This window comes from Bremerella cremea (genome assembly GCF_003335505.1).
Lineage (GTDB): Bacteria > Planctomycetota > Planctomycetia > Pirellulales > Pirellulaceae > Bremerella > Bremerella cremea_A.
This window is the reverse complement of the sequence record NZ_QPEX01000011.1, coordinates 559725-582919: the sequence shown is the minus strand read 5'-3', so window position 1 is coordinate 582919 and position 23195 is coordinate 559725. Positions and strand designations below refer to the sequence as shown.

The 23195-nt window shown below is 54.2% G+C and carries 17 protein-coding genes; 4 read left to right on the top strand and 13 right to left on the bottom strand.

Going from position 1 to position 23195, the window contains the following annotated elements; genetic code table 11:
- Positions 1-4: 4 nt before the first annotated feature.
- The 3 genes from DTL42_RS09620 to DTL42_RS09610 form a co-directional block, all read right to left on the bottom strand.
- Entirely contained in the window at positions 5-3940 is a 3936-nt protein-coding gene (locus DTL42_RS09620; RefSeq protein ID WP_114368478.1) for a family 10 glycosylhydrolase, read from the bottom strand.
- A gap of 405 nt (positions 3941-4345) precedes the next feature.
- Positions 4346-4660 carry a hypothetical protein gene (locus tag DTL42_RS09615; RefSeq protein ID WP_114368477.1) on the bottom strand — a complete coding sequence of 105 codons (315 nt, stop codon included), beginning with the start codon at positions 4658-4660 and terminating at the stop codon, positions 4346-4348.
- 410 nt (positions 4661-5070) lie between these two features.
- Positions 5071-5652: a hypothetical protein gene (locus DTL42_RS09610; protein WP_114368476.1), complete on the bottom strand. Its 582-nt coding sequence runs from the start codon at positions 5650-5652 to the stop codon at positions 5071-5073.
- Positions 5653-6053: 401 nt separating this feature from the next.
- Between DTL42_RS09610 and DTL42_RS09605 the strand changes: the two genes are divergently transcribed.
- Positions 6054-6398 (top strand): histidine triad nucleotide-binding protein, encoded by a 345-nt coding sequence (locus DTL42_RS09605; protein WP_114368475.1) that lies wholly within the window; start codon positions 6054-6056, stop codon positions 6396-6398.
- An 87-nt stretch (positions 6399-6485) separates the two neighbouring features.
- Here the strand turns inward: DTL42_RS09605 and DTL42_RS09600 are convergent, their stop codons facing one another.
- From DTL42_RS09600 to mobA, 4 genes are all read right to left on the bottom strand, one after another.
- Positions 6486-7622, bottom strand: a complete 1137-nt coding sequence (locus DTL42_RS09600) for a hypothetical protein (protein ID WP_114368474.1) — start codon at positions 7620-7622, stop codon at positions 6486-6488.
- Positions 7623-8074: 452 nt separating this feature from the next.
- Complete coding sequence (locus DTL42_RS09595) at positions 8075-9553, bottom strand: arylsulfatase (protein ID WP_114368473.1); 1479 nt, start codon at positions 9551-9553, stop codon at positions 8075-8077.
- A gap of 315 nt (positions 9554-9868) precedes the next feature.
- Positions 9869-10378, bottom strand: a complete 510-nt coding sequence (locus tag DTL42_RS09590; protein WP_114368472.1) for a DinB family protein — start codon at positions 10376-10378, stop codon at positions 9869-9871.
- A 55-nt stretch (positions 10379-10433) separates the two neighbouring features.
- Positions 10434-11069: a molybdenum cofactor guanylyltransferase gene (mobA, locus tag DTL42_RS09585; RefSeq protein WP_114368471.1), complete on the bottom strand. Its 636-nt coding sequence runs from the start codon at positions 11067-11069 to the stop codon at positions 10434-10436.
- A 65-nt stretch (positions 11070-11134) separates the two neighbouring features.
- Between mobA and DTL42_RS09580 the strand changes: the two genes are divergently transcribed.
- The 3 genes from DTL42_RS09580 (at position 11135) to DTL42_RS09570 (ending at position 14687) form a co-directional block, all read left to right on the top strand.
- On the top strand, positions 11135-11953 hold the full coding sequence (locus tag DTL42_RS09580; RefSeq protein ID WP_114368470.1) for a formylmethanofuran dehydrogenase subunit C: 819 nt from the start codon (positions 11135-11137) through the stop codon (positions 11951-11953).
- 580 nt (positions 11954-12533) lie between these two features.
- Entirely contained in the window at positions 12534-12821 is a 288-nt protein-coding gene (locus DTL42_RS09575; RefSeq protein WP_114368469.1) for a DUF4212 domain-containing protein, read from the top strand.
- Between the two features lie 3 nt (positions 12822-12824).
- Entirely contained in the window at positions 12825-14687 is a 1863-nt protein-coding gene (locus DTL42_RS09570; RefSeq protein WP_114368468.1) for a sodium:solute symporter family protein, read from the top strand.
- 112 nt (positions 14688-14799) lie between these two features.
- Here the strand turns inward: DTL42_RS09570 and DTL42_RS09565 are convergent, their stop codons facing one another.
- From DTL42_RS09565 to DTL42_RS09540, 6 genes are all read right to left on the bottom strand, one after another.
- Complete coding sequence (locus tag DTL42_RS09565; protein WP_147274218.1) at positions 14800-15129, bottom strand: hypothetical protein; 330 nt, start codon at positions 15127-15129, stop codon at positions 14800-14802.
- A 309-nt stretch (positions 15130-15438) separates the two neighbouring features.
- Positions 15439-16173 carry a response regulator transcription factor gene (locus tag DTL42_RS09560; RefSeq protein WP_114368466.1) on the bottom strand — a complete coding sequence of 245 codons (735 nt, stop codon included), beginning with the start codon at positions 16171-16173 and terminating at the stop codon, positions 15439-15441.
- A gap of 60 nt (positions 16174-16233) precedes the next feature.
- Positions 16234-16929, bottom strand: a complete 696-nt coding sequence (gene phoU / locus DTL42_RS09555) for a phosphate signaling complex protein PhoU (protein ID WP_114368465.1) — start codon at positions 16927-16929, stop codon at positions 16234-16236.
- A gap of 41 nt (positions 16930-16970) precedes the next feature.
- A complete protein-coding gene (pstB, locus tag DTL42_RS09550; RefSeq protein WP_114368464.1) occupies positions 16971-17825 on the bottom strand; it encodes a phosphate ABC transporter ATP-binding protein PstB in 855 nt (284 codons plus the stop codon).
- Positions 17826-17879: 54 nt separating this feature from the next.
- The gene (locus DTL42_RS26725) at positions 17880-20372 is read right to left on the bottom strand and encodes a phosphate ABC transporter permease PstA (protein WP_234824144.1); all 2493 of its coding nucleotides are present in this window, start codon (positions 20370-20372) and stop codon (positions 17880-17882) included.
- Positions 20369-23083 carry an ABC transporter permease subunit gene (locus tag DTL42_RS09540; protein WP_114368463.1) on the bottom strand — a complete coding sequence of 905 codons (2715 nt, stop codon included), beginning with the start codon at positions 23081-23083 and terminating at the stop codon, positions 20369-20371. The genes DTL42_RS26725 and DTL42_RS09540 overlap by 4 nt, the downstream gene beginning before the upstream one ends.
- Positions 23084-23195 lie beyond the last annotated feature (112 nt).

The window sequence follows — 23195 nt, the reverse complement described above, 5'->3', positions numbered from 1 at the left end:
GGCGTTACTGAAAACGGGGGAAACGAGGCGTGTAGCTGCGGAAGGTATCGAGCCATGTCTTTTGCTGGGGTGGCTCTTCTTTGGGCACATTCCGCTTTGCCAAGCCAGCGGCGCGATTCTCTTGCAATTGCTGGGCAAGCGCCGGAGCGATCGGCACATGTCCTTCCAGGAACTTGACCCAGTGGCTGTTGAGCAGCCGATAGCAGTCGCCCACTTCCGCTCGTTGATACTTGGAATAGGTCAACGTGACCAACTTATTGAGTTCTTTGATTTCTTCTTCGCGGAAAGCCAAGTCATAAATCTCGATCCGATCGACCAACACGTTGCCCGCCCCCATCATGTCGAAACCCACCTTTACCTTCTCTAGGTCTGGCGGGAGATTGACGATGGGATAAGCGAATTCGCTCCACGATGCCTGCAACGGATAACCAGTCTCGGCCCCCACTGATACATGCAGATAAACGTTTTGACTTCCGACGTAGCCATCGTAAACGATCCGCAAACTTGGCTGCTCTGGCGGCCCTTCGCTGAGCAAGTGCATTTTCACCATCAACCGGCGGCTATCCGGCACGCGAAACTCTTCACTTCGTGCCCACACGACCGGCCCAGCACTTTTGAGTCGCAGGGCTTGTTGCCCCTCGTAAATCTTTTGCTTATCAAGTGTAACGGAAGTTCCCGGCTGGCTGCTTGTCTTCCAGCCAGGAATATCGCCCCCGGCCAGCGGCTGTTCAAAGTCACCGTTCTCAAGTATCGCTACCGGAGCAATCGAACGGATGCTTTGAACGCGAAACGCCAACTCGTCTAATTGCTCTTTCATCGATCGCATGACCCCTGTCGGCAAATAAACTTTTGCCCCAGAGATCGCCACATCGTAGACATCCACCTTGCAAGCAATCAGCCCATAGGCGGGCACCGAAAGGCTCCACTGCCCTTCCCCTTTCGATTGCTGACCACGCGAAATCTGACTCGACGCCAACGGGGTAATCGTTCCGTTGCTAGGCAGTTGAACCGTAAGCGTCGCATTGAGATCCCAAGGGGTGGGGTTCACAAAATAAAGCGTTGTCTCGGTACCGGTTGTCAATTTACGAATGACCAACGGCTGCGACTGAGGAACTTGCAAGCGATGATAATTGCCAGCGGGCAACATCTTGTAAATGGTTAAGAACTCGTGCAGTGCCTCGTCTTGCCCCATCGGCAACATCCAGCCGCCAAAGAAAACCGACAAGTCATCCTCTTTCGCCAGATGCTCGACTAAAGGCTTACGCACCGCCGCTCCAGAGCCCACAAACTGAGAAGCCAACCAAGTGTAATTGCCGTCGCGTCCAAATGGCTTCGCTTGGTCGAAACCAGCCACATGCAGCGTATCTGGCACATGAAAGTGAAGCACACCGCGATTGTCTTCGTCGGCATACGAAGCTTCATCTTCCATGGCAGCCTGGTAGTTGGCGTACCAAGGGGCTCGTTTCGCATTACCACGAGGACGCACGAAGTTGGACTCTAACAGGGCGATGTTCGGATGGGTCTTGTATCGCCGAACATCAATTCCTAGCTCTAACAGCACATCCTTCGTCGAGACCACCCGCGGCAACTCTGGCATCAACCGTTTCTTGGCATGTGATCCGTGAAAACAACCAGCCGTATTCAGGTACAAGACTGCGTTCGAGTTGGCACTTCGCAAAATGGTGGCCAAGCGTGCATGCAATTGAAACATGCGTTCGCCACGCCACTTGAGCCACGCATCCCATTGTTGCTGCAATACCCAGTCACGGCGAGAATTCAAATCGTTCGGCAAGTTGGCGAACATTTGCTGCTGAACCGCCGGCAAGCTTTGTGCGAAGCGAACGAGTGTTTCGTTATCCATTCCCCATTGAGGACCTGGCAACAAGGCATAGCCATCGCTGTCGAGACTAATGGAGATCCCCGCGAAAGAAGGATGATGCCCATAGCGTGAAACAAAGTCGAGCACCATGTCGCTAATCGCCTGCTGCACGTCTTCGTCCAACGGATTGTAGTAGTTGCCTTGACTGGCAGAGGCTCCTTGGACATCGATCGCCGGTCGACCAAAGTGATCTAGCATCGCGACGAAATTCGGATCGGCTGAATCAATGCGAGCCTCTTCGAGCTTCGCCAGCGGAGCATTCAATTCCATCGCAGGAATCAAACGTAGACCGGCGCGATCGAATTGACGAAACAGGAGTTCCGCCACATCCTTCTTGAAAGGATCGCGGCCGTCGTCAAAAAACAGGCCTTTATCGAACTTAGGTGTCGAACGGAAATAAGGGCTCGGGTAGAGGGCTCCTCCTTCGCTCATCACGCTAATACAAGCTGCGTTGAAACCAACACGTTTCAGGTGTTCGACGACTCGGTTGCTTCCCTCTAAGAAGGTCAGCCAATCTTCGAGCGAGCGATTCGACGCGACATTTAAGTCTTCCGGTGCGCCAAAGCCCTTGGCAAATAGCGGTTTGTCCCAGAAAGCGATCGCCAGACGTTCCCCTGAATCAAAGCCGACCGAATCTTCTGGTGTGCTGGTTAGCTCTGGCATCTTGGGGCGGCCAGCCAACACGCTGACGCGGCCATACGTCGCTGGCTTGTCTTTATCTCGACAGGTCAACAGCAACATTGCCGTCGCACTGCGCGGCCAGAAAACGAGTCGATGCTTCCGTTCGCCCGGCTTCTCCCCTGGTTGAGGCGGCAACACTTCGACCCCAGAATCGATTCCGATTGGCGTGATCATGCCTGCCGAATCAGGTTCCACAATGCTGATCCCCAAGCTCTGCGGCAAATCAGAGGGATACTCGACCTCCACAATCATCGGTGAACCAAGCGTTTCAATTGGCAACGGATAGGCATGCCACCCGCCAGGTTCCAGTTGTTGCCATTTCCGCCCGAGGTATTCGATTGTCTTGGTTAAGTTGTTGTGGAGTTCCGAGGTTTTCGACTTCTGCCATGGGTAGTAAGAAGCCAACTTCGATAGTCGCGGCCACCAATCGACCGCCGAAGGATCGAAGGAGGCAACCGGTCGCGGCTCTTCTTCAGGGGACTGATACCGCAACTCAGGATCGATCACCACCAATTGCAATGTCCGCTGATAGGTTGGCTTCGACGCGAAAACCAGGCTCGTCAATCGCTGCTCGGTCAAACTGATAAACAGATCGTACACCCCTTCTTCTTCCGGCAAGGGAATATCAAGGGCGTCGCCCAGGTTAATACTCCCCTGTGGATCAACGGTCGCATCAATTGTTTTTTCATACACAATCGACGTAGCCCGCGACGGTCGCAACTTGACCGATGCCTGAACGTTGGTACCTGGCGGGAAGTTGGTTCGGTAAGCACTCAAACCCACCCGTAGCGATTCCTCGGGTGAAAAGACGAGATGATCACGGCTCAGTGCCGTTCGGATGACATCGCCCGGAGTACGTTGCACCAGAATCCGAGCCCCCGCTTCATCTAAAGCGGCCTGGTAAGGCTGCTGCATCAGCGAACGGATCGGGATCGAAATGGGGACTATCGGCTCGTTCGGGTTGGACGAAAGCTGGATTGTCAGCTGAGCATTGGGTGGGGCTTCGATCTGAATGTCGAAACCATCATAGATGCGTGGGGATAGATGGTTGACCTCAATGCGGCCTTGAACGGGCAACACGGCCCGGGCCTCATCTGCTTCCATGCCAAGCAAGTTCACCAAACGAACCTTGCCAGATGTCAGCGAAACCGAACCTTTCCAGCGTCGTTCGGTCGTCCCTCCCCAGGCAATCCGTAGCGTGCTACGAATCATTTCGGTCGGAGCAGCATCGATCTGAGCAACACCCTGTGAAGGTGCGAGCAGTACGGCGACTAGCGCACAAAGGATGGCACACCGCTGCGTGAGGAAAAATAACACGCGACGGAGCAGGACATCCATGTGCTGTCGGCCGGGACTTCCCTGTACCAGTCGTGCCAGCATGACGCTGCGTTTCTCTTAGGAACGGAATAACATGTCCTGATTGGACAATGGCCGCGGATTATAGACAGAGATCCAACGCCACGACTAGAGCGAAATTGATGACAGTATTCCGATCGCACAATAAAAGCATCGACGATGCTAAGGATGCGATTTTCCCTCGGAAGAATTAGATCGGCGAGAGCGCCGGGTGATTGAGAAATAGGGTAAAGGAGAGAATCTCTCCAATACCCAGTCCTGGAGAATTCTCGATTCGATATTTCTCAATCACCCGTGATCCGCGCTTCTCGCTTAGGGTCGCCCGCCGACAACAGGAAAGCGGCGGCGACGCCCGGGAGGGTGACTCATCAGATGTTTTGGTGGTGCATGGGCACCCAGGTCAAAGGCAGTTTGCTGGCAAAGCTGGCGTTAGCTTTCTGCGGTGGTCGGCTCGGCATTAGCAGTACGACGACGGCGACGCTTCGGTTTGGCGGCTCCCCATTCCTTAGTCAACGTTTCAAAGACTTCTGGCGACTCGTAGCGAATGATCGTCTTTCCTTCCGGCATCGGGCCAATCAGGCCACGGAAGACGGGCATTCCCCGCAATGCTAAATCGGTGCTGCTATCTTCGGTGCCAACCTGAGAGTGCATTTTCAACAATGGCTCGGCCGAGTCGTAATCCTTGATGCGGATTTCGCCGTTGGCTCCTCGGGTAACCACGCGGAAGGTGTCTTTCTTTGCCATATTCTTCAATGCCTCCTAAGTGCCTGCATTCCATATCGCCTTGGGACATGGGTAGATATCGGCGGGCATGCTAGCGAAGGCAAACCTTTTTCTGATGCGGAGTTACATCAGTCGTTTTAGGCACAGCAAGAACAGCCCGCACATCGCGCAGTTCCGCTAGAACAGCGGCCGCGCAGATTACGTGGCCCTTACAATTACTGCAGAACGAGCCGTTCTTTCGTTCCTCTTGGGAATTACCAAGGCACAGAAGATGGGGTCTCGCGGGCTTGGCGAACGACTCTAGCGAACGTAAGACCCGCAGTTTTGCTACCTTCAGGCAGCCGCCGGACCGGCATTGAGCCGATTTTTTTGCTAAGAACCATCCCAGTGCCCTGATCAGCTTGGGCCTGGGATGAAAATCAGGTGGATGCTTAACGCCGCATGTTTTGCATCGGGCCGAGATAGGTTGTCCCGATTCGCGGCGGATCGCTCTGCAGGTTCGAGACCCCGCCAATCGTGGTTCGCGTGGCCACACTGGCCGCCGGCTGCGCTGGAGGAGCGATGGCGATCCGCGTGACCCGTTCTTCTTCCACCATCCGCAATGTGGTGACCGGTCGCGAAACGGTTCGTTCCGCAGGCACCAACTCGCGGCGGGTGACTGGTGTGCGAACCGTTTCTGTCCGCTGTTCCCAGCGAGTTTTCGGAACCCAGCGATACGCCACCCGCGGCGGGGCAAACGGATTGATCGTGAACGGCGTGTAAGCTTCCCAGCGGTATTCGGTTACCGGCGTATAGTAAGCCCGCTGCGACTCTTGCATGTCGGTCGTAAACCGCTCTTGGTAGAACTTTTCGGTATGGGTTTGGTAGGTCGTTTCGTTGACCGGCTTCTTGATCGTCTGTACGACTTCTTTATAGGTGATTCCGTCACGCTCGACGAAACGAGTCTCTTCGGCCAGAAGTGGCGTAGCGGTCCCGATGAAAAACAAGCTCAGGACTAGTCCGCAGCAGCGCATCCTGCGTTCCCCCTTGCGTCCAAATATCGAAAGAGATTTCAAGTCGGCCTGCTCGCATCCTTGCGAAATGCCCAACCTTGAAAGTAGCGAGAGCACCGGAAGCACGCATCTTGCCGCATTTCCCAAACTCTCCTAATAACCGTTTCGGCATCTCTTTTCGCCTAAGTTCACTCAAATTACCGAGCTAGCATTGCTGTCGCTGGGCAGGTTACTTAGCATCGATCGGCATGGATGGAACCTAAGTTCTCGCTTTACTTTAGGTTTGCTCGTCGAGTGCCGGTTTGCGTGCCCTTCGCATCGTCAGACGCTTGTGCGAAAATTTCGTTTACCAGCACTACTGCCACAAGAAGAACTGGTAGCCTGAAACCTTGAGTCGTCCCCCCCAGAAAAGAGGCAAACCGATGCCCGAGAAAACAATCTTCAAACGCATTATCGACAAGGAAGTCCCGGCCAACGTCATTTACGAAGACGATCTGTGCCTGGCCTTTACGGACATCGCCCCTAAGGCGCCGACCCATGTGCTGATCATTCCCAAGAAAGAAATTCCTACGGTGGATGATATCGCCGATGAAGATGCCGCCCTCATCGGTCACATGTGGCTTGTCATCCGAAACCTGGCCCGCGACTTGGATCTGGAAGATGGCTACCGTGTGATCGTTAATTGCAAGGAAGCTGGCGGGCAGGAAGTGCCCCACCTGCACTACCACCTGCTAGGTGGCCGCAAGATGACTTGGCCACCGGGCTAAGCCCTTTTGTCCGCCACGCAAGAACGCAAAACGACCGCCAGGTTTCCCATGGCGGTCGCTTCGATCACGTGTGGTTCGTGTGGTAAATTAGCGATAGAGCGAGGTTCCCCCTGGCAGATAGAACGTCGGGGCACTTGCTGGCTTGGCGGAAACCGGAGTAGCTGAAACTGGCTGGGCTCCGCGACGTTGTTCTGTTGGCAACGAGGAAGTCCGAATATCGCCCTCAGCCGAAGCGGGGTGGCCACCATTGGAATAGAATCCGCCACTTACCCCAGGCTCACGCGGGGTGATGTCTTGCTCGTAGTTGACCGGCATTAAGGGGCCAGTTAACGGAAGTGGGGCCTCGCCGGCCTGGCGAGCCGAAGCGACTTGCGGCCCAGGTGCGGAAGGACTTTGACCACGGACTACGGCAACGGGATTGGGCTGATCGTTGCTGGCCACAACTACGTTAGGCGAGTAGTTACCGATCATTCCTTCGTCCGACCCATCGCGTACCCAATCCAACCAAGCGACTTGCAAGCTGCTTAGGTTCGGGTGGCTGTAGAATTTGTGAGTAGCTGCAGTCCAATTGTTGGTTCTCATCCCCTCGCCCACGTACTGAATGTACTTCTGCTTTCCTCCCTGGCCAATCAGGAAGCGAGCCAACGAGTAGCCCTGGGCATACAGCGGCAAAATGTCGGCTGGATATTCCCGCATGGCAAACATGCGATTAAAAGCAATTCCTCGGTCGGTCTTCAGAAAGCGATACAAGAGCTGCGTGTTCTTGTCCTTCTCCGAGAAATGCTCGACCGTCGTGCAGGCCCCTTCATCGGCCCAACGTGGCAGCGGGCAACCGAAGTGTGTCGCAAAGATCGTGTGCAAGATTTCATGCGGCAACACGCTATCGAGGATGCGATCGCGCGGACCAAAGATCTTCATGTTCCAGTTAAACGGAACGCCTTGATGGAAAGCAAAGCTCGTTTCGCCGCCAGCTCCACCGCCAACCGTCACTCGGATGGGACAAGGGTGCGACCAAGCAGGCAACTCGTGGCCAAGCCATTCAAGGGCCAATTCGCGGCGGTATTTCTCTGCCGAATCTAAGACCTGGCGAGCTAACTGTGGATCGTCGGCATTGACCAGAAAATTAGCCGAGCGAACCCCAGCGGCCGAGACAACGCCCAAAAGCAATGTCCAAACGAACAGCGTCACTGAAGCACGACGAATCGCGCGAGCATCCATGCTCATTAGCAGGCTCCAAGATTGGGTGGTTCCAGTCGATCCGGCGCCTCATGCGTTGGTCAACGGAAACCTAATTCCTATTTCGCCGCAGTGCATCCCACTTGTGGTTGCTGGGTTGTCGGAGCACTGTAGCCCGTTTCGATACGCACCCCGGCATCAATCCGTTCAGCCTGAGGAATTCGTATCGCCGACTTGTAAAGTTTTCAAAGGCTAACCAAATCGAGGCCGACCTCAAAGAGCAAATTTAGGCAAAAGTGGCTGCTAGCCCGCTATTTTTGTTAAAGCCGCAACTGCCAGCACGTAGCCCAACATCAACCAAGAGCGTTCCCAAGGTGATAACCAAGCCCACTATCGAAAAGCAGTGGGCCAGTACCTTTTATTCGTCGCGCTGACCTTCCAGACATCAACGCGAGAGATTTTTGCCTAAGCATTTTTCAATTTGCTTGGGGCAAGCCGGCCTACTTCGGGTCGCCCAGCATCGGAATCGGGAACAGCTTCGACGGCGTGTGAGCCTCTTTCATGGCGGCTTCCGCTTTGGCGACAATCTCCGGATGCTCGGCAGCGACGTCCTTCGATTCGCTCGGATCGTCTTTTAAGTTGTACAGTTCCAACTTCCCGGCATTCGGCTGACGAGGCCGCATCATGTTTTGGCGAATCGCTTTCCAGTCTCCCATCCGTACCGCCTGCTGCCCGCCGTAAGCACGGAACTCCCAGTAGAGGTAGTCGTGCTGCGGCTGATCTTTGCCTAGCAGTTCCGGCACCAAGCTGATTCCGTCGATTCCCTTCGGGGTTTTCACACCGGCGATTTCGGCAAAGGTCGGCATCAAATCGTAGAAGGCAGCCGGTTGATCCGACACGCTGTCAGGCTTCACCTTGCCTGGCCAACGCACGATTAACGGCACACGAATGCCTCCTTCGTACAAGCTTCCTTTCAAGCCCTTGAAATTGGCTGATGAAACAAAGAAATCGGAATCGCTTCCACCCAACCGGTCGTAGGTGGGGCCATTGTCAGAACTGAACAATACGACCGTGTTGTCTTCCAAGCCCAGAGATTTGACCGTATCAAGGATTTTGCCGATGTCGCGATCCATGTGGCTGATCATGGCCGCATATCCGGCGTGTGGCTGGGGATGCTGCAGGTAACCTTTGTGATTGTAATCGTCCTCTTTCATGTCAGCGTACTCAGCTAAGTCCTCGTCTGGCACCTGGATCGAAAGGTGTGGGACGGCGAAAGGGAGATAGAGGAAAAACGGCTTGTCAGCGTTCTCTTCGATGAACTCAATCGCCACATCACGGAACTGTGATTGCGAATAGGTTTCGCCTTTCAGCGTCCGGTCGTTGCCCGGCTGCACTTCCTTTTCGCGATTTCGCCAGAGATACTTCGGATAGTGGTTATGAGCGTGGCGCTGACAATTGAAACCATAAAACAGGTCAAAGCCCTGCTTGTTGGGATCGCCTGTAGAACCAAAGTGCCCCAGGCCCCACTTCCCAATGGCAGCTGTCGCGTACCCTTTTTGCTTCAGCATCTCGGCGATCGTGACTTCTTCCGCCGGAATGGGATTCTGTCCGGGGAACTCGGCTCCCAAGGCTTTCGTTTCCGGTAGCATCTTGCCAGGATCGCCGTTATCGCGAATGTAAGCATGGCCACCATGCTTACCAGTCATCAGCACACAGCGCGACGGGGCACAAACAGCGTTTCCACAATAGAAGTCGGTGAACCGCATCCCTTCTTTAGCCAACTGGTCGAGGTTGGGCGTGTGAATCTTTTCTTGCCCGTACGAACCTAACTCGGAGTAGCCGAGGTCGTCTGCCAGGATGAAGATAATGTTTGGTGGACGCTGGCCATCTGCGGCAAGCGCTGGCGAGACCAACGCACTGAGGCAAGCAACAAACAAACTCTTCAACAACAAACGAGAGCAAGTAGTAGTCAGCGACATGCGGTACGACTCCAGCAGAACAAGATGTTCTGGATAGAGGAAACGAAGGATGATTCAGTATGCCGGGGCCGCGCTCGTGGCATCGACGAAAAACCACTTAATCGACACGGCCAATCGAAGATATCTCGCGAAATTCCTAGCAATTATAGGATTACTGAACCGATACGGTTCCGCAAGCCAATTTCAGAAATAATTGACGAACTAAGAATCGATCAATGCAGCAAGAGAGGTATAGCCAGTACCCCCAAAGCAAAACGGCGATCCACTCTCTAAAAGCGAATCGCCGCACGGTTTCAAGCTTGGTCAGAAAGTTGCTCATCGCAGTGGCGGTTTGCCAGCGAGCCGACGCAATAGCCCCATCTGTCCGAAGTGCATCATCACGTGGTACGGCAAGAAGAGGAGCGTATCGAACTTGGTCTTAAACATCGGATGCTCTGGCAGGCTCGGTTCATCCAATTGGTCGAGCGTGTACTCTTCCATTTCCTTCTGCAACTGATCGTTGACCTGTTTATAGATTTCGATCATCCGCTCGACCGATGGATGAATCGACTGATCTTTCGAAGGGATGCTGCCTCGGCCAAACAATTCAAAATAGCTTTCCGGCAATACCGAAGCATCTTCAGCTCGCTTGCCACGGATTCGTAGCATCCCCAAGCCATAGTTTGCTACGGTCACGTGCCCCACCTGCCAGGCAATGTGCGTCACCCCTTCACTAGGCATCCGAAACCAAAGTTCGGGTTCCAAACCTTCGATAAACTCACGAAACATCTGATCGGTTACGGCGATTCGTTGCTTGGTTAATTCCCATTGAGCTGCGTCAGCCATGCGATTGATTTCCTGGGTGATGGTAGTTGTTGTGGGTTAAGATCCACCGAAAAGATCACTCTTCTAGCGGATGTCGCAGGCCAGCGATCGCGAGGGCATCGCGATAAGCCTCCGGCGTATTGACGTTATGCAAGATTCCTAGCCGAGGATCAACCGCTTGAAGTTCGCGCAGATCGACCCAATTGGTGTCCAGTGGTTCGATGCAAGACAACAACCGCTGGTTTCCCGAATAGAGGACATTCTCTAGCTTTTCTAAAGCCAACACGGAATAGACCGCTGCGAGCGGCTGCGGCAAGCCCTCGAAACGCGGGATAACCGCCTCGTAGTTTTGTAATTGAGCGAACAAAAATTCGATCGTTTCTTCGGTAACCAGGGGCAAGTCACATCCCAGTACGACAACCGCTTCGGCCCAGCCAGCCACCGACTTCATTCCTTCGTACAAAGCCGCAGCCGGGCCTTGTTGTTCCACTCGGTCTGGCAATTCGCTGTAATCGTACAAAAGCTCGGGAAGCTCCTGCGTTTTGGCGGTTAAAAGCACGACTTCGTCGACCGTGGGAAAAACAATCCGCACCACGCGGGCCAGCATGGTTTCGTTCCCAAACGGAAGATGAGGCTTGGCCCTGCCCATGCGGCGGCTCTCTCCCCCGCAGACAATCAACGCCGCACGTTTCGAAATTGGGACCGTAGTCATGTCGAGTGATGGCAGCGTCCGTTATATTAAACGCTCCCTCCATTCCCTTTCATTCTTGATGCGTTATGAAGCTGCGACTTGTTCACGATATCACGGTCGGCCTCGATCTTCGAGGTGTCTTGCCGGCCCGGCTCTTAACCATGACCGCCGCTGAAGTCGCCCAGGTCACCGTCTGGGAAGGGAATCGCCAGGTCGAACTAGGGCAACTGTTCGAGATCGTGCTGGAAGATGATCGTAGCGACGGCATGCTGCGGATCATTGGCGATCTTTCCAAAGCAGACAATATTGGGGCCGATATGGAAGAAGGAACGCTCTTCGTCCAAGGCAAAGTCGGTCACCACGCTGGGCAAAGGATGAAGGGGGGCTCGCTCTACATTCATGGCCACGTTGGCAACAACCTGGCCGAGGGGATGCAGGGCGGGTTCATCAAGGTGCTGGGTAACGTCGGAAATCGAGTTGGCGCCCCCCTGCCTGGCGAAAAACGAGGGATCTCTGGCGGAAGCGTCTTCATCTTGGGCTCGGCGGGCCACGAACTGGGACACCGGATGCGACGGGGAACGATCGTCGTCGTCAACAATTGCGGCGACTATGCCGGTTACGAAATGCTGGCCGGGACAATATTAATCGGCGGGAAAGCAGGCAGCGGAGCTGGACTTTCGATGCGACGAGGAACGATCGTCCTGAACGGCAACCAACACACCGACCTATTAGCAGGTTTTGCGCACGCTTGCCGCTTTCGTCCGACAATGATGCCGTTGTTAGCCAAAGAATGTGCCCGGCTAGAAGTTCCTGAAGTGGCTCATCTTTTCAAGCAACCGCAGTACGATCTGTTCCACGGCGACCTGGCCCAGATGGGACGGGGCGAAATCCTGATTCCGGCCTGATCTCTCTGGCTGAAACCGAGGCAAGCGCTTGGCTTTGCCTCCATTACACTAGGAAATCACGCCTCATCGCTACGATCGTTACGCGGGAAATACGTCAGGGCAAAGCCTACCGGCCCTACCACCTTCTTGGGCAGGGCCATGCGTGCGGTTTAATCCTGTAAAACCGCAGCAGCAAGAAACTTAGAAAAATGGTGAACGGTTTGGTCGATACCTTTTCCTAGCCACGGATGGGTGAAGTCTCTCATGGATGGGCACGCGAAACCACAACAATGCTGGGACCGTAGCAATGCCTGTCGAATTACTCCACGCTTGGTTATGCGTCGCTTTTGTCGCTACCTGGGCAATGATTGGTCAAGTGACCATGGAGCGGAACTAGCTGCAACTCGGAATGTATCGGGAAAGGACACCAAAGCATACGCTTTCCCCGGATCGTTCTCGAATTGCAGCTCTTCACCCCCTTCCTTCTAGCCTCTCTTCTTGGGGGCAACTTTGCTCTGTCTAGTTGACAGACGCAGTGGAATCGATTTTCCTAGCGGCAACTTTTCTCTTTTTTTCAAAAAAAAGCCCCTGGAAAATCCGCATGTCCTCCACCCCACCGCGCAATCCTTCCCCTGCGCGCCCTGTGCCCAAAGTCGCCTACTGGCGGCAGAATCTGATTGTCATTGGAATCTTGCTTTCTATCTGGGCTTTTGTTTCGTTTGGCTGCTCGATTCTCTGGATCGAATGGCTCAATCAATACAAGATCGGCAACCTTCCGCTCGGTTTCTGGTTCGCCCAGCAAGGATCGATGTATGTCTTTCTGGTACTGATCCTGGTCTATGCGTTGGTAATGGACTATCTCGATCGCAAACATGACGTGAAGGAGTAGTTCATGCAATTTCTAGAATATTCCTTACCTCTGCTAGGTCTGGCTTTCACTTCGACGCAGGCCTGGACCTTTCTGTTTGTCATCATCACGTTCATGATCTACCTGTACATCGGCTGGGCCAGCCGGGCACAGGAATCGGGCGAGTTCTACGTGGCCGGCCAAGGCGTGCCGGCGATTGCCAACGGTGCCGCCACGGCAGCCGACTGGATGAGCGCCGCGTCGTTCATCAGCATGGCCGGCTTGATCAGCGCACTTGGCTCGGACGGTTCGTTCTATCTGCTCGGCTGGACCGGAGGCTACGTCCTGCTGGCGATGTTATTGGCGCCATACTTACGTAAGTTTGGCCAATACACGGTGCCTGACTTTGTAGCGAAGCGTTATTACAGCGAAACGGCACGAATCGTGGCTGCGATCTGTGCGGTCTTCATTTCAATTACCTATGTCGCCGGACAGATGCGCGGTGTGGGGATCGTGTTTGCACGCTTTCTGGAAGTCGAAACCTGGCAAGGGGTCGTTATCGGCATGTTTATTGTCGGTGTCTTCGCCGTGCTGGGTGGGATGAAAGGAATCACGTGGACTCAGGTCGTGCAGTTCTTCGTCCTGATCGCGGCGTTCCTAATTCCGACCGTTGCTCTTTCTTACATGCTGACCGATAACCCCATTCCGCAAGTTGGCTTCGCGACCGGCGACATCGCTGAAAAGGTCAACAAGATTCAGGAAGACCTTGGCTTCGCGGCTTATACGCAGCCGTTTACCAACTACGACAAGACAAACGTCTTTCTGATTACCTTGGCCCTGATGACCGGTACCGCTGGGCTGCCGCACGTGATCGTCCGCTTTTATACGGTGGCCAACGTTCGTGCGGCCCGTTACAGCGCGTTTTGGGCGTTGCTGTTCATTGCGTTGCTTTACACTTCCGCCCCTGTGCTGGCCATGTTTGCCCGCTACTCGATTTTAGAAACCCTGAACGGGGCACATATCGGCGAGATGGTTCACGACAAAGACACCGATGTTGACTACTACCCCATTTATCAAGTCAACGACGCAGGGAAGGAGGAAGTGGTGCAGTGGGTCTCGAACTGGCAAAAGACCGGCCTGATCACCATCGACGATAAGAACAAGGACGGCATCCTCTCGCTAAAGAACGTCGACGGCAACTTTGCCGAAGTCAAAATCGACAAGGACATTCTCGTCTTGGCGACGCCTGAGATCGCGAAGCTTTCTCCGTGGGTGATTGCCATCGTGGCTACCGGCGGTTTGGCAGCGGCCTTGAGTACGGCGGCTGGGCTGCTGCTAGTGATTTCCAGTTCAATGGCCCACGATCTGTATGTTCACTTCGTCGAGCCACAAGCTACCGAGCCACGTCGGCTTCTGATCGCACGGATCATGATTATCGGGGCGATCTTTGTGGCTGGCTACTTTGGCATCTATCCGCCTGGGTTCATTGGTCAGGTGGTCGCATTTGCGTTTGGTTTGGCTGCGGCTAGTTTCTTTCCGATTATCTTCCTGGGCATCTTCGATAAACGGATGAATCGCGAGGGAGCGATTAGCGGGATGGTCGTCGGCGTGCTTTTCACGGCGGTCTACATCATTGGCTGTCGCTCGGACAAGATTCTAGGAACCGCTGCTCCCTTGATGACCCCTTGGCTGACTGGCAGCAAGTGGATTCCAGATGGCCTGCAACCAGAAGCCGCTGGTGCGGTGGGCTTAATCCTGAACTTTACTGTGGCCCTGGTTGTGAGCCGACTAACCAGTCCGCCACCAGACGACGTGCAAGATTTGGTAGAAAGCGTCCGTATTCCGCGTGGATCGCACGCTCCAGAGGCCCACTTCGACGAAACCGACGCCGAAGCAGATAATCCCTAAGCCTAGCTTCGCCCCTTCAATCACAGAACCCATGCCGACACCCAGGTTGGCATGGGTTTTCGCGTTTATGAGAGGCCAAAAAACGAAGCAAGCTGTTCACGCAAATCGTGCGTTAGACGAATTCGAGCGAAGCATTTGGGCAGAACGCCCCTTCTCGGTATTGATCGAGCCGCTCTTCTTCCACGTAGTAGAACTGGTCTTCTACTTCGCTGTGCAGCCCCTTCAGCCCAGCTGCCCCTTCATCCGCTCGGCTGATCTTGCGGCACGAAACGGCCAAAGCACAAAACTGCTCAGGCTCAATAAAATGAACATTGGGCTGGCTTCGCAGCAGCTCACGCCGTTCCCAGAGTGTCTTTTCGTTCAAACCGTTATTCGCTTTCAAACCGACCATGATTTCATTCTTCCTTCCATTCTCATCGACCATTACGATAGAGAACATCACGGGAAGGAGATCCGTTCCATGTCGAGGGGTCCTCGTTGACTCCCTGATTTGCACGTAACTCCGTCGTGCTTTTCCTTGGATTTGCTGAATCCATTCTGGCCTGACTCTATTTCAGGCCGTCAGTGCTAGCACGACTTCCTTGGCGAGTTAAATTGTCTTCGTGTTAAGAAATTCGGCAAGGAACGCCACGAGCGATTCACGATACCTTAACCGTTTGTTCATCTGCAAGTAGCTGATTCTCAGATTAGGCAGAAACAACCGGCCTGCCTCTACCCCCTCGCGGGAGGCAGGCAAATTCACGTAACTGTTTTAATGAGAAGAGGTTATATTCCAAGCCGGCTCACGAAAGCGGTACCCCACGCTACGCACCGTTTCGATTAGTACGCTCTTTTGCCGAAGCTTGCTACGAATTGACTTGATATGAACATCGATTCGGCGCGTTCGGCTGGAATTCTCGCCAGGCATTTCTGATTCCCTTCCCTTCGCTGGGGGAACCGCGGCATTTTCGAGTTCGACCCGCGTGAGCACATGCCCCGGCCGAGAGAGCAAAGCTTGCAATAAGCGAAACTCGGTGGGGGTCAAATCAAGCCGCTTTCCATCCATCTCGACCACGGCGAAGCGTGGGTCAAGACGCAGCCCGTGGCATTCCAATACCGATTGCGTATCGTTCGTTTGCCGGGCTCGGAAGGTCAGTGTCTTAACGCATTGAGCGAGAAGATCTAAAGCCAGAGATTCAGCCAGTCGCGAATCGTGCGACGGATCTTCAATACTAGAAAGATCCGCTCCGGTCGGGGCGATCAAAATAGCAGGGGCCGTTTCATCACTGACGTTACGCATGATCGAGCGACAAAGCTCCAGCAAATCGTCGGCAGGCAGATTTTGCGAAAGCACGACCACGTCCGGTAAGTACTCTAGCACTTTCTGCAGCCCGTCGCGCATTCCCTGAGCCACAAACACCCGGCAACCGGTCTGTTGCAAGTTATGAGCCACGGTCTGCAAAGGCCCGCGAGGTGATTCGACGATAAGAATACTACGTTGCGACACAGGTCTCACTTCCGCTAGAAAGCGAGCAACGATCGTCAGCCGTCAGCAAGCTCGATACGCTCATGACGAGGACTCCTCATCCGGAGAAATTACTTGGCGGTGACGGACAATCTCGCCTTCCACCCAGTAAATCACGATCTCGGCAATGTTGGTCACATGATCCGCAATTCGTTCGATGTGTTTCGAGATGCTGGTAATCTCGATCATCCAGTCTAAATCGCTCGGGTTGTTCTGTATGCCTTCCTTCAACCATTGAAAGATGGCCCGGTGGAGTTGGTCGAGTTCTCGGTCTTGCTGAATCAACTGGCGACAGTGGGCCGTATCTTGCATGATGAACGCATCCAAGCTTTGCCTTAGCATTTCCATCGCCATCTGATTGGCTTGCTGCAAGCAAGCTGGCAACACGATTTGCCCAGCCTGTTTCCCGGCATCTCGCAAGCGGACAACCCCAGCGGCAATATTCACCGCCAGGTCGCCAATGCGTTCTAGTTCGTGCCCAACCGACATCGCTGCGACAATCAATCTTAAGTCAGAGGCGACCGGCTGAAACAGCGCGATCGAATGCAAACATTCTTCCTCTAAAGCAACATCCATCGCGTCAAGATCGTCGTCCGCCGAAATCACCTCCAAAGCCCGCGTCTGGTCCAGGTCTTGCAGCGCGCGGGTCGCCTCGCTGACCTGAGCCTCGGCGCTGGTACCCATGGAAAGGAGATGAGAGCGAACCTCCTCGATCTGACGAATCCAATGCTGCGTCATGCGGTTTGACTTTCGACTTTGCCAAGGTAAAAGGAAAACGACTAACCGAAACGTCCCGTAACGTAAGCGTTCGTTTCTGCTAACTGCGGTTTGGTAAAAATATCGACTGTCGGTCCATACTCGACCAAGCGGCCTAAATACATAAACGCGGTATAGTCACTGATTCGGGAAGCTTGCTGCATGTTATGTGTCACGATCAAAATCGAATACTCGCCTCGCAATTCGCGAATCAAGTCTTCGATCTTGCCGGTCGCGATCGGGTCGAGTGCGGAACAAGGTTCGTCCAACAGCAACACTTCCGGTTCGCTGGCAATCGCTCGAGCAATACACAGCCGCTGCTGCTGCCCACCGGAAAGACTGAGGCCGCTTTCGTGCAGGCGATCTTTCACTTCGCTCCAAATCGCGGCACCTTTCAGGCTATGCTCGCACACACCTTCCAGCACGCTTCGGCTTCGCTCGCCATCGATTCGTAGCGGGTAGACGACATTCTCGAAGATGCTCATCGGAAAAGGATTCGGTTTTTGGAAAACCATTCCCATGCGCTTTCGCAGTTCGATCACATCGACACCAGGGTCGCAGATCGATTGATCGTTCAGGAAGATATCGCCCCGAATCCGCACAGTATCGATCAAGTCGTTCATGCGATTTACACAGCGGAGCAGTGTCGACTTGCCGCAGCCCGAGGGCCCCACCAAAGCGGTGACCTGGCCACGCGGGATGGGCATGTTGATATTGAACAGGGCCTGCTTGTCGCCATACCACAGATTGAAATTTTTAATCTCCAGCACTTTCTCTTCGCGCAGCACGGCATCGTGGATCACCGGGGCAAAGTCCTGCCCTTGGGCGATCAATTCCAGCCGGCTCACTTCGGAAGAACTTGAATGCGATTGACTCATGAAGTTGTTAGAAATTCTCAAAGGAGGAAAGCGACTTGCCGGTGAGTGCTTCGGTTAAAACTGGCCTGAATGAAATCGCTTTCTGAGTCGAGCACGCAACCAGATCGCGAAGAAGTTTAAAGTGCCAATCACGGTGATCAACAGCAAAGTCGTAGTGAAGACCATCGGCTTAGCCGCCTCGCTGTTGGGGCTTTGAAAACCAAGATCGAATATATGAAAACCGAGGTGCATAAAGCTTCGGTCTAAGTGAACAAAAGGAGCATGCAAATCGATCGGAAGCTCTGGAGCCAGTTTCAAGACGCCAACTAACATCAACGGGGCGACCTCGCCTGCTCCGCGAGCCATGGCCAGAATCATACCGGTCATAATTCCTGGCAACGCGTGCGGTAAGACAATGCGGCGAATCGTTTGCCACTTGCTCGCCCCGCATCCGTACGATCCTTCCCGCAATGAATTGGGCACGGCGGACAAAGCTTCTTCTGTTGCGACAATCACCACCGGCAACGTCAATAAAGCCAAGGTCAAACTAGCCCACAACAAACATCCTTTACCAAACGTCGGATTCGGTAGTCCGGTTCGATAGAAGCCATGAAAGTCTGGCGTAAACGCGATCAAAGCAAAGAAGGCACCGGTCGCGACAATCCACAGCACCAGGCTGATCATCCCCAAATGAGGCGTGCGTTGTTTGGTGAGCACCTTGCGGCTGCCCAGAGAATAAGAAGTGGTCATGAACGCCAAAAATGCCACGACTGCCAGGCCTGTCGCTGTGAGCCACCACCATGTGCTAGGCATCGTCGGCAAGTTGGCATTGGCCGGGCCCCCGTCGATATAGGCCCCTACCACCAGAATTAAAAAGCCGTAGCCGAACACCCCAAACACAATGCTCGGTACGCCAGCCAAGTTGTTAATGCTGATCCGAATGATACTAACGATCGGCCCGCTCTTGGCGTATTCCCTTAAGTACAGCGCAGCCAGGACACCGAACGGGACGACGATCAGCGACATGATCATTGTCATCGCCACCGTTCCCCAAATCGCCGGAAAGACGCCCCCTTCCGAGTTCGCTTCGCGCGGATCGTCCAGCAAGAACTCGCCCCAGCGAGCCAAATAAATCTTGAGCCGGCCGCTCCAATCAAGCTGGTTGGCAGGAAAGGCACGCACGATCTCTCCCAGCTTCAGTTCCGCTTCAGCCCCCTGAGCGGTCTCGGCAAACATGCGATATCGGTTATTTCGCTGTTCAATTTGCGAGATGCGTTCCTGCAAAGTGGAAATCTTGTGATCGACTTGAAAGCGGACCTCCACGTAGTTATGCACCGACTGCCTTGCTGCTGCAGGCACATCTTCTAGCAGGGCCGTGATCTCGGCGAGTCGGATCTGAATACGATCTTCGCTGACCGCCCGATCGAGGTTCACCGCCGCTACCAAGGTAGGTCCCAACTTGGCCATGGCCGAGTCTTTGCCAAGGATCCGCGCTGCAGCTTGTACAAGCCGCAGGTCTTGGTCTTTCTCGGCCTCGATGGCAGTTCGCTCAACTTGCAGGTTGTAAATCTCGTTGGCCAATCCTTCCACGAAAACATCGCACTTCAGTTCTTGCTCACGAAGTTGCAGCCGGGCCCTTTCCTGCTGACGACTGGCTTCCCCTACTTCAAATTCCGCGATTCGATCGATCGCGTGGACCCGATCACGAGCCTCAGCATGATGCTGTTGATAGGCTGCGTAGGTTGCCGCTGCCCCGGTTACCACTTCTCGGATTTCAAGTACGTTCTGGCCTGCCTGCCGCTGTGCTAAAGGTATCGTCTGGCCATCGGCGAGCACTGCTTGCGTGTTCTCGGAGGAATGCGTCTCTTCTGCCACAAAAGCAGCCGAGTTCTCGGCTTGAACCTTGCTGAGCTTAGCGGCAACCTGCTGCAGCTCTTGATCGAGCTTGGCCAATGTCTCAGACCACTCTGCTTGAACCGCTTCCGCTTGATCTTCGGGAGGTATCAATCGTGATTTGCTCGCGGCATAAAATCGCTCGATCGCACTCAGTTCTTCCTCTTCCGCCGCGATAGAACGTGGCAGCGAGATTTCAAACCGAGTAGGGATGCCGATGAATCGCCCCAGCTTGCTTCGTTCGAACAGCATCGCCCATTCTGGCAGTGTGGGGGCTTCGTCCGCGAGTTCGTTTTGTGTTACCCATTGATAGGTCCCACCTTGCGCTCCGCTGAACTCGAAGTTATCGGTACGGTATTGCCAACGATGGGTTTCCTCGGTCTTTTCTGGCTGGCCAGCGGTCGCGGGGATTTCTAAGGTGTAGTCTTCTTCATCTATCAACTCACCCATCAACACGGTACCGTTTTTCAAGGTAACGCGATAAATCCGGCCAGGCCAAAAACTGGCCATCCCTTGATAGACGATTAAGGCCAACAAACAAACGATCATCAACAAGCCCATCGTCAGTGCCCCGCCGGAAAGCCAGATCATTGGCTCGCCTTGGGCCAAGACCGACAGTCCTGGCCGAGCAACACGACGGTATTTCTTCACTTGGCTGGAAGAGGCATCGCTCATAGCTGAACCGCTCGCCTCCGGAAGTAAAGCCGCACTACTTCCGCCACCGTGTTGATCAAAAAGGTCAGCAGGAACAACACCAGCGCCGACAGAAACAGCACGCGATAGTGTGAACTTCCCTGGACCGCCTCTGGCAACTCAATCGCGATGTTCGTACTTAGTGTGCGAAATCCGTTGAAGATATTCCAATCTTCAATCGGCGTATTGCCGCCAGCCATCAGCACGATCATTGTTTCCCCGGTAACACGCCCGAAGCCAATCATCAGCGCCGAGAACAGCCCGCTCATCGCAGTAGGGATTACAATTCGCAGGGTGGTTTGCCATGGCGTGGCACCACACCCCAGCGAGGCCGACCGTAAGTGGGCTGGCACCGTCGAAAGTGCATCGTCGGCGATCGTGTAAATGATTGGTATGACCGCAAAGCCCATCACAAAACCAACAATCAACGAGTTGCGTTGGTCGTACTCGCCGATGTAAGTCCCGCGCGGATCCCAGCCAACGAAATCAAAGAAACTTCCCACCCCAACCGCCAGCAGTAACGTCGCCAGCGTTAGTGCAAGGAACTTTCCAAAACCGATCAACGAAAAGACCGAACGAGGCAATAAGGCCACGCGACTTCGCCAATAACCCGCGATTCCATAACTGTCTAGCGCCAGCATCGCCAACGCACTCGCTGGCAGCAGAATCAGCAGCCACCCTCCCAAACCGCTTCCTTTTTCAGGATGTACAAGCCAATACTTGATGTCGCCTAAAAAGAGCCAACGTTCAATCGCAGGCCCCAACAGGTAAGCTAAGTAAATGCCCGCAAATAGCATCGGCACCAGAAAGAACAAGCGATACGGCTGAATCCGGAGCGAGATGCGCTGCGGCAACAACTGCCACAGAAAGCCACCCAGCAGCACCATAAAGGGCACCACGAATACCGCCGCTAAACATGCGGGAACAATCTGCTCGACAATCGGAGCGAAAACCAAAGCAGCCACAAACCCTAGCACAACGCTGGGCAAACTGGCCATCATTTCGACCGCCGGTTTCACCACGGTTCGGGTGCGCCGCGTTGCGAATTCACTGGTATAAATGGCCGCCAATAAAGCGATTGGGGAACCGAACAGCATCGAGTAGAACGTCGCTTTAAACGTTCCAGAGATCAACGGAAAGAGTGAGAACTTCAGTTCATCTTCAATCTTCGAGGACGAGCTTTGCCACATATTGAGTGGCTCGGAATAGCCTTCATACCAAACCGGAAAAAACAACGAGGTCAGTGTAATATCGGGGAACCCAGGCGAGAGGGCATAGTGTGCCATCTTGCCCCCTGCCTCTAACAAGATCCCGTCGTCACGCGGAGCGATTCTGGCCAGCTTCACGGCATCGCTGCCCAGAGGCTCAAGGTCGGCCACATGCTTCTCGGTGGTCATGTGAAAGAGAGAACAAGCTCCCGTTTCGTATCCAACCAAAAACATGCGACTGCGCGACGAGGCCCCAAAAGAAGATACCGCCGCCGGACCAGCCGGAAACTGGTGAGCTTGGATCAACGCAAAACCGTCACTGCTTTTTCGCTCAGCAAATGCATCGTCTTGACGATCAGCCAAGCGAATTTGAAACCAGCCAGAGCACTTCCCTTCGCTATCACCACAAAAGAGTGTCTCGCGTCCCAATACCCAATCGCAGCGAGTCAGCTTGGCATCGGAATCTGGTAACAAATCGACTTGCTCGGCCAATTGAATGTCGTCGTAGTCGCGAATGCTAAACCGTGCCAAGTTACCGTCAGCATCCGCCGCCAGCACGTTGTTGCCTAACCCGGCCAGCAGCACAAACGCTGGCTCATTCACGTGATCGGCAGCCGGCAAATCATAAATCTCACTGCTTCGCTTCACCTTGCCGGTCAGCAAGCTTTTCTTTTCTGTCACGACCCCCAGCTTCAACTGCTTGTCGCCGGTTAACACGACAAACACGTTTTCCTGCGGCCCGATCCCGCTGCTGTTATTGTTTTGGGGCAAGTGATCGAGCAATGCAATCGGAGCACCACTGACTTCAATCGGATCGTCCAACGACCAAGCCAGTTTCTGCACGCGATACTGTCCCTGAGAGGTCATTTGCACCACGCCATCTTTAAAAATGGCCGTATCGCCAGGGCTTTTAAGCTTGGCGGAAGAAAGCCCATGAGCTTGCTCAGTAAACCAATCTTTGATTTCAATCGGATCGACAAACGTTGTTTCAAAGCGGAAATCGCCGATTCGAACGGTGCCGTCTGCCAAGCCCAGCACGATATCGGACTTGCCGGTCGAGGTAGAAACGGCAGTTATCTCTGCCCCCGTATCAAGCTTGATCTCTTGGACCACATCAAACGAGGCCCCTCCCGCAGAGCCTTCGGTCCCCTTGCCTTCCTCGCTCGGCGGAGTCAGACGTACCGTCTGCAAAACCCCATCCCGGGTAAGCAGCCAACCCATGGTCTGGTACTCGTTCAGCTCGAAGTGAACGATTTGTCCTTCGCGCCAAGGTGTTTCTCGTTCGCTGAGCAGCTGAACCGTGGCACTCCGAAAAAGTGGCACGACTTCCATGACCAACACGAGCGCGACCAAGCAAACCGCTACGATCGTGCCGATTCCGCCAACCGTGATCACCCCTTCCGACAAGACGTCCGAAAAACGTACGCTCCAAGGCGTTTTGAGCCTGCGTTTTCTTCCGGTAAATCTTGGCTGGGTGCCGCTCATGAAGACTGTAACTAGGACAAAGTTAGCCGATCAAAGTGACCATCAAGCCGGGTCGTTTTTAACGAACAATGCCCTCGCAAGCAATTTCTGCGAGGGCGTACCCAAATAATAA

Bases quoted from the DNA above. Each gene is read 5' to 3' on its own strand.
- DTL42_RS09620 (WP_114368478.1), bottom strand. From the start codon at position 3,940: ATGCTGGCACGACTGGTACAGGGAAGTCCCGGCCGACAGCACATGGAT.
- DTL42_RS09615 (WP_114368477.1), bottom strand. From the start codon at position 4,660: ATGGCAAAGAAAGACACCTTCCGCGTGGTTACCCGAGGAGCCAACGGC.
- DTL42_RS09610 (WP_114368476.1), bottom strand. From the start codon at position 5,652: ATGCGCTGCTGCGGACTAGTCCTGAGCTTGTTTTTCATCGGGACCGCT.
- DTL42_RS09605 (WP_114368475.1), top strand. From the start codon at position 6,054: ATGCCCGAGAAAACAATCTTCAAACGCATTATCGACAAGGAAGTCCCG.
- DTL42_RS09600 (WP_114368474.1), bottom strand. From the start codon at position 7,622: ATGAGCATGGATGCTCGCGCGATTCGTCGTGCTTCAGTGACGCTGTTC.
- DTL42_RS09595 (WP_114368473.1), bottom strand. From the start codon at position 9,553: ATGTCGCTGACTACTACTTGCTCTCGTTTGTTGTTGAAGAGTTTGTTT.
- DTL42_RS09590 (WP_114368472.1), bottom strand. From the start codon at position 10,378: ATGGCTGACGCAGCTCAATGGGAATTAACCAAGCAACGAATCGCCGTA.
- mobA (WP_114368471.1), bottom strand. From the start codon at position 11,069: ATGACTACGGTCCCAATTTCGAAACGTGCGGCGTTGATTGTCTGCGGG.
- DTL42_RS09580 (WP_114368470.1), top strand. From the start codon at position 11,135: ATGAAGCTGCGACTTGTTCACGATATCACGGTCGGCCTCGATCTTCGA.
- DTL42_RS09575 (WP_114368469.1), top strand. From the start codon at position 12,534: ATGTCCTCCACCCCACCGCGCAATCCTTCCCCTGCGCGCCCTGTGCCC.
- DTL42_RS09570 (WP_114368468.1), top strand. From the start codon at position 12,825: ATGCAATTTCTAGAATATTCCTTACCTCTGCTAGGTCTGGCTTTCACT.
- phoU (WP_114368465.1), bottom strand. From the start codon at position 16,929: ATGACGCAGCATTGGATTCGTCAGATCGAGGAGGTTCGCTCTCATCTC.
- pstB (WP_114368464.1), bottom strand. From the start codon at position 17,825: ATGAGTCAATCGCATTCAAGTTCTTCCGAAGTGAGCCGGCTGGAATTG.
- DTL42_RS26725 (WP_234824144.1), bottom strand. From the start codon at position 20,372: ATGAGCGATGCCTCTTCCAGCCAAGTGAAGAAATACCGTCGTGTTGCT.
- DTL42_RS09540 (WP_114368463.1), bottom strand. From the start codon at position 23,083: ATGAGCGGCACCCAGCCAAGATTTACCGGAAGAAAACGCAGGCTCAAA.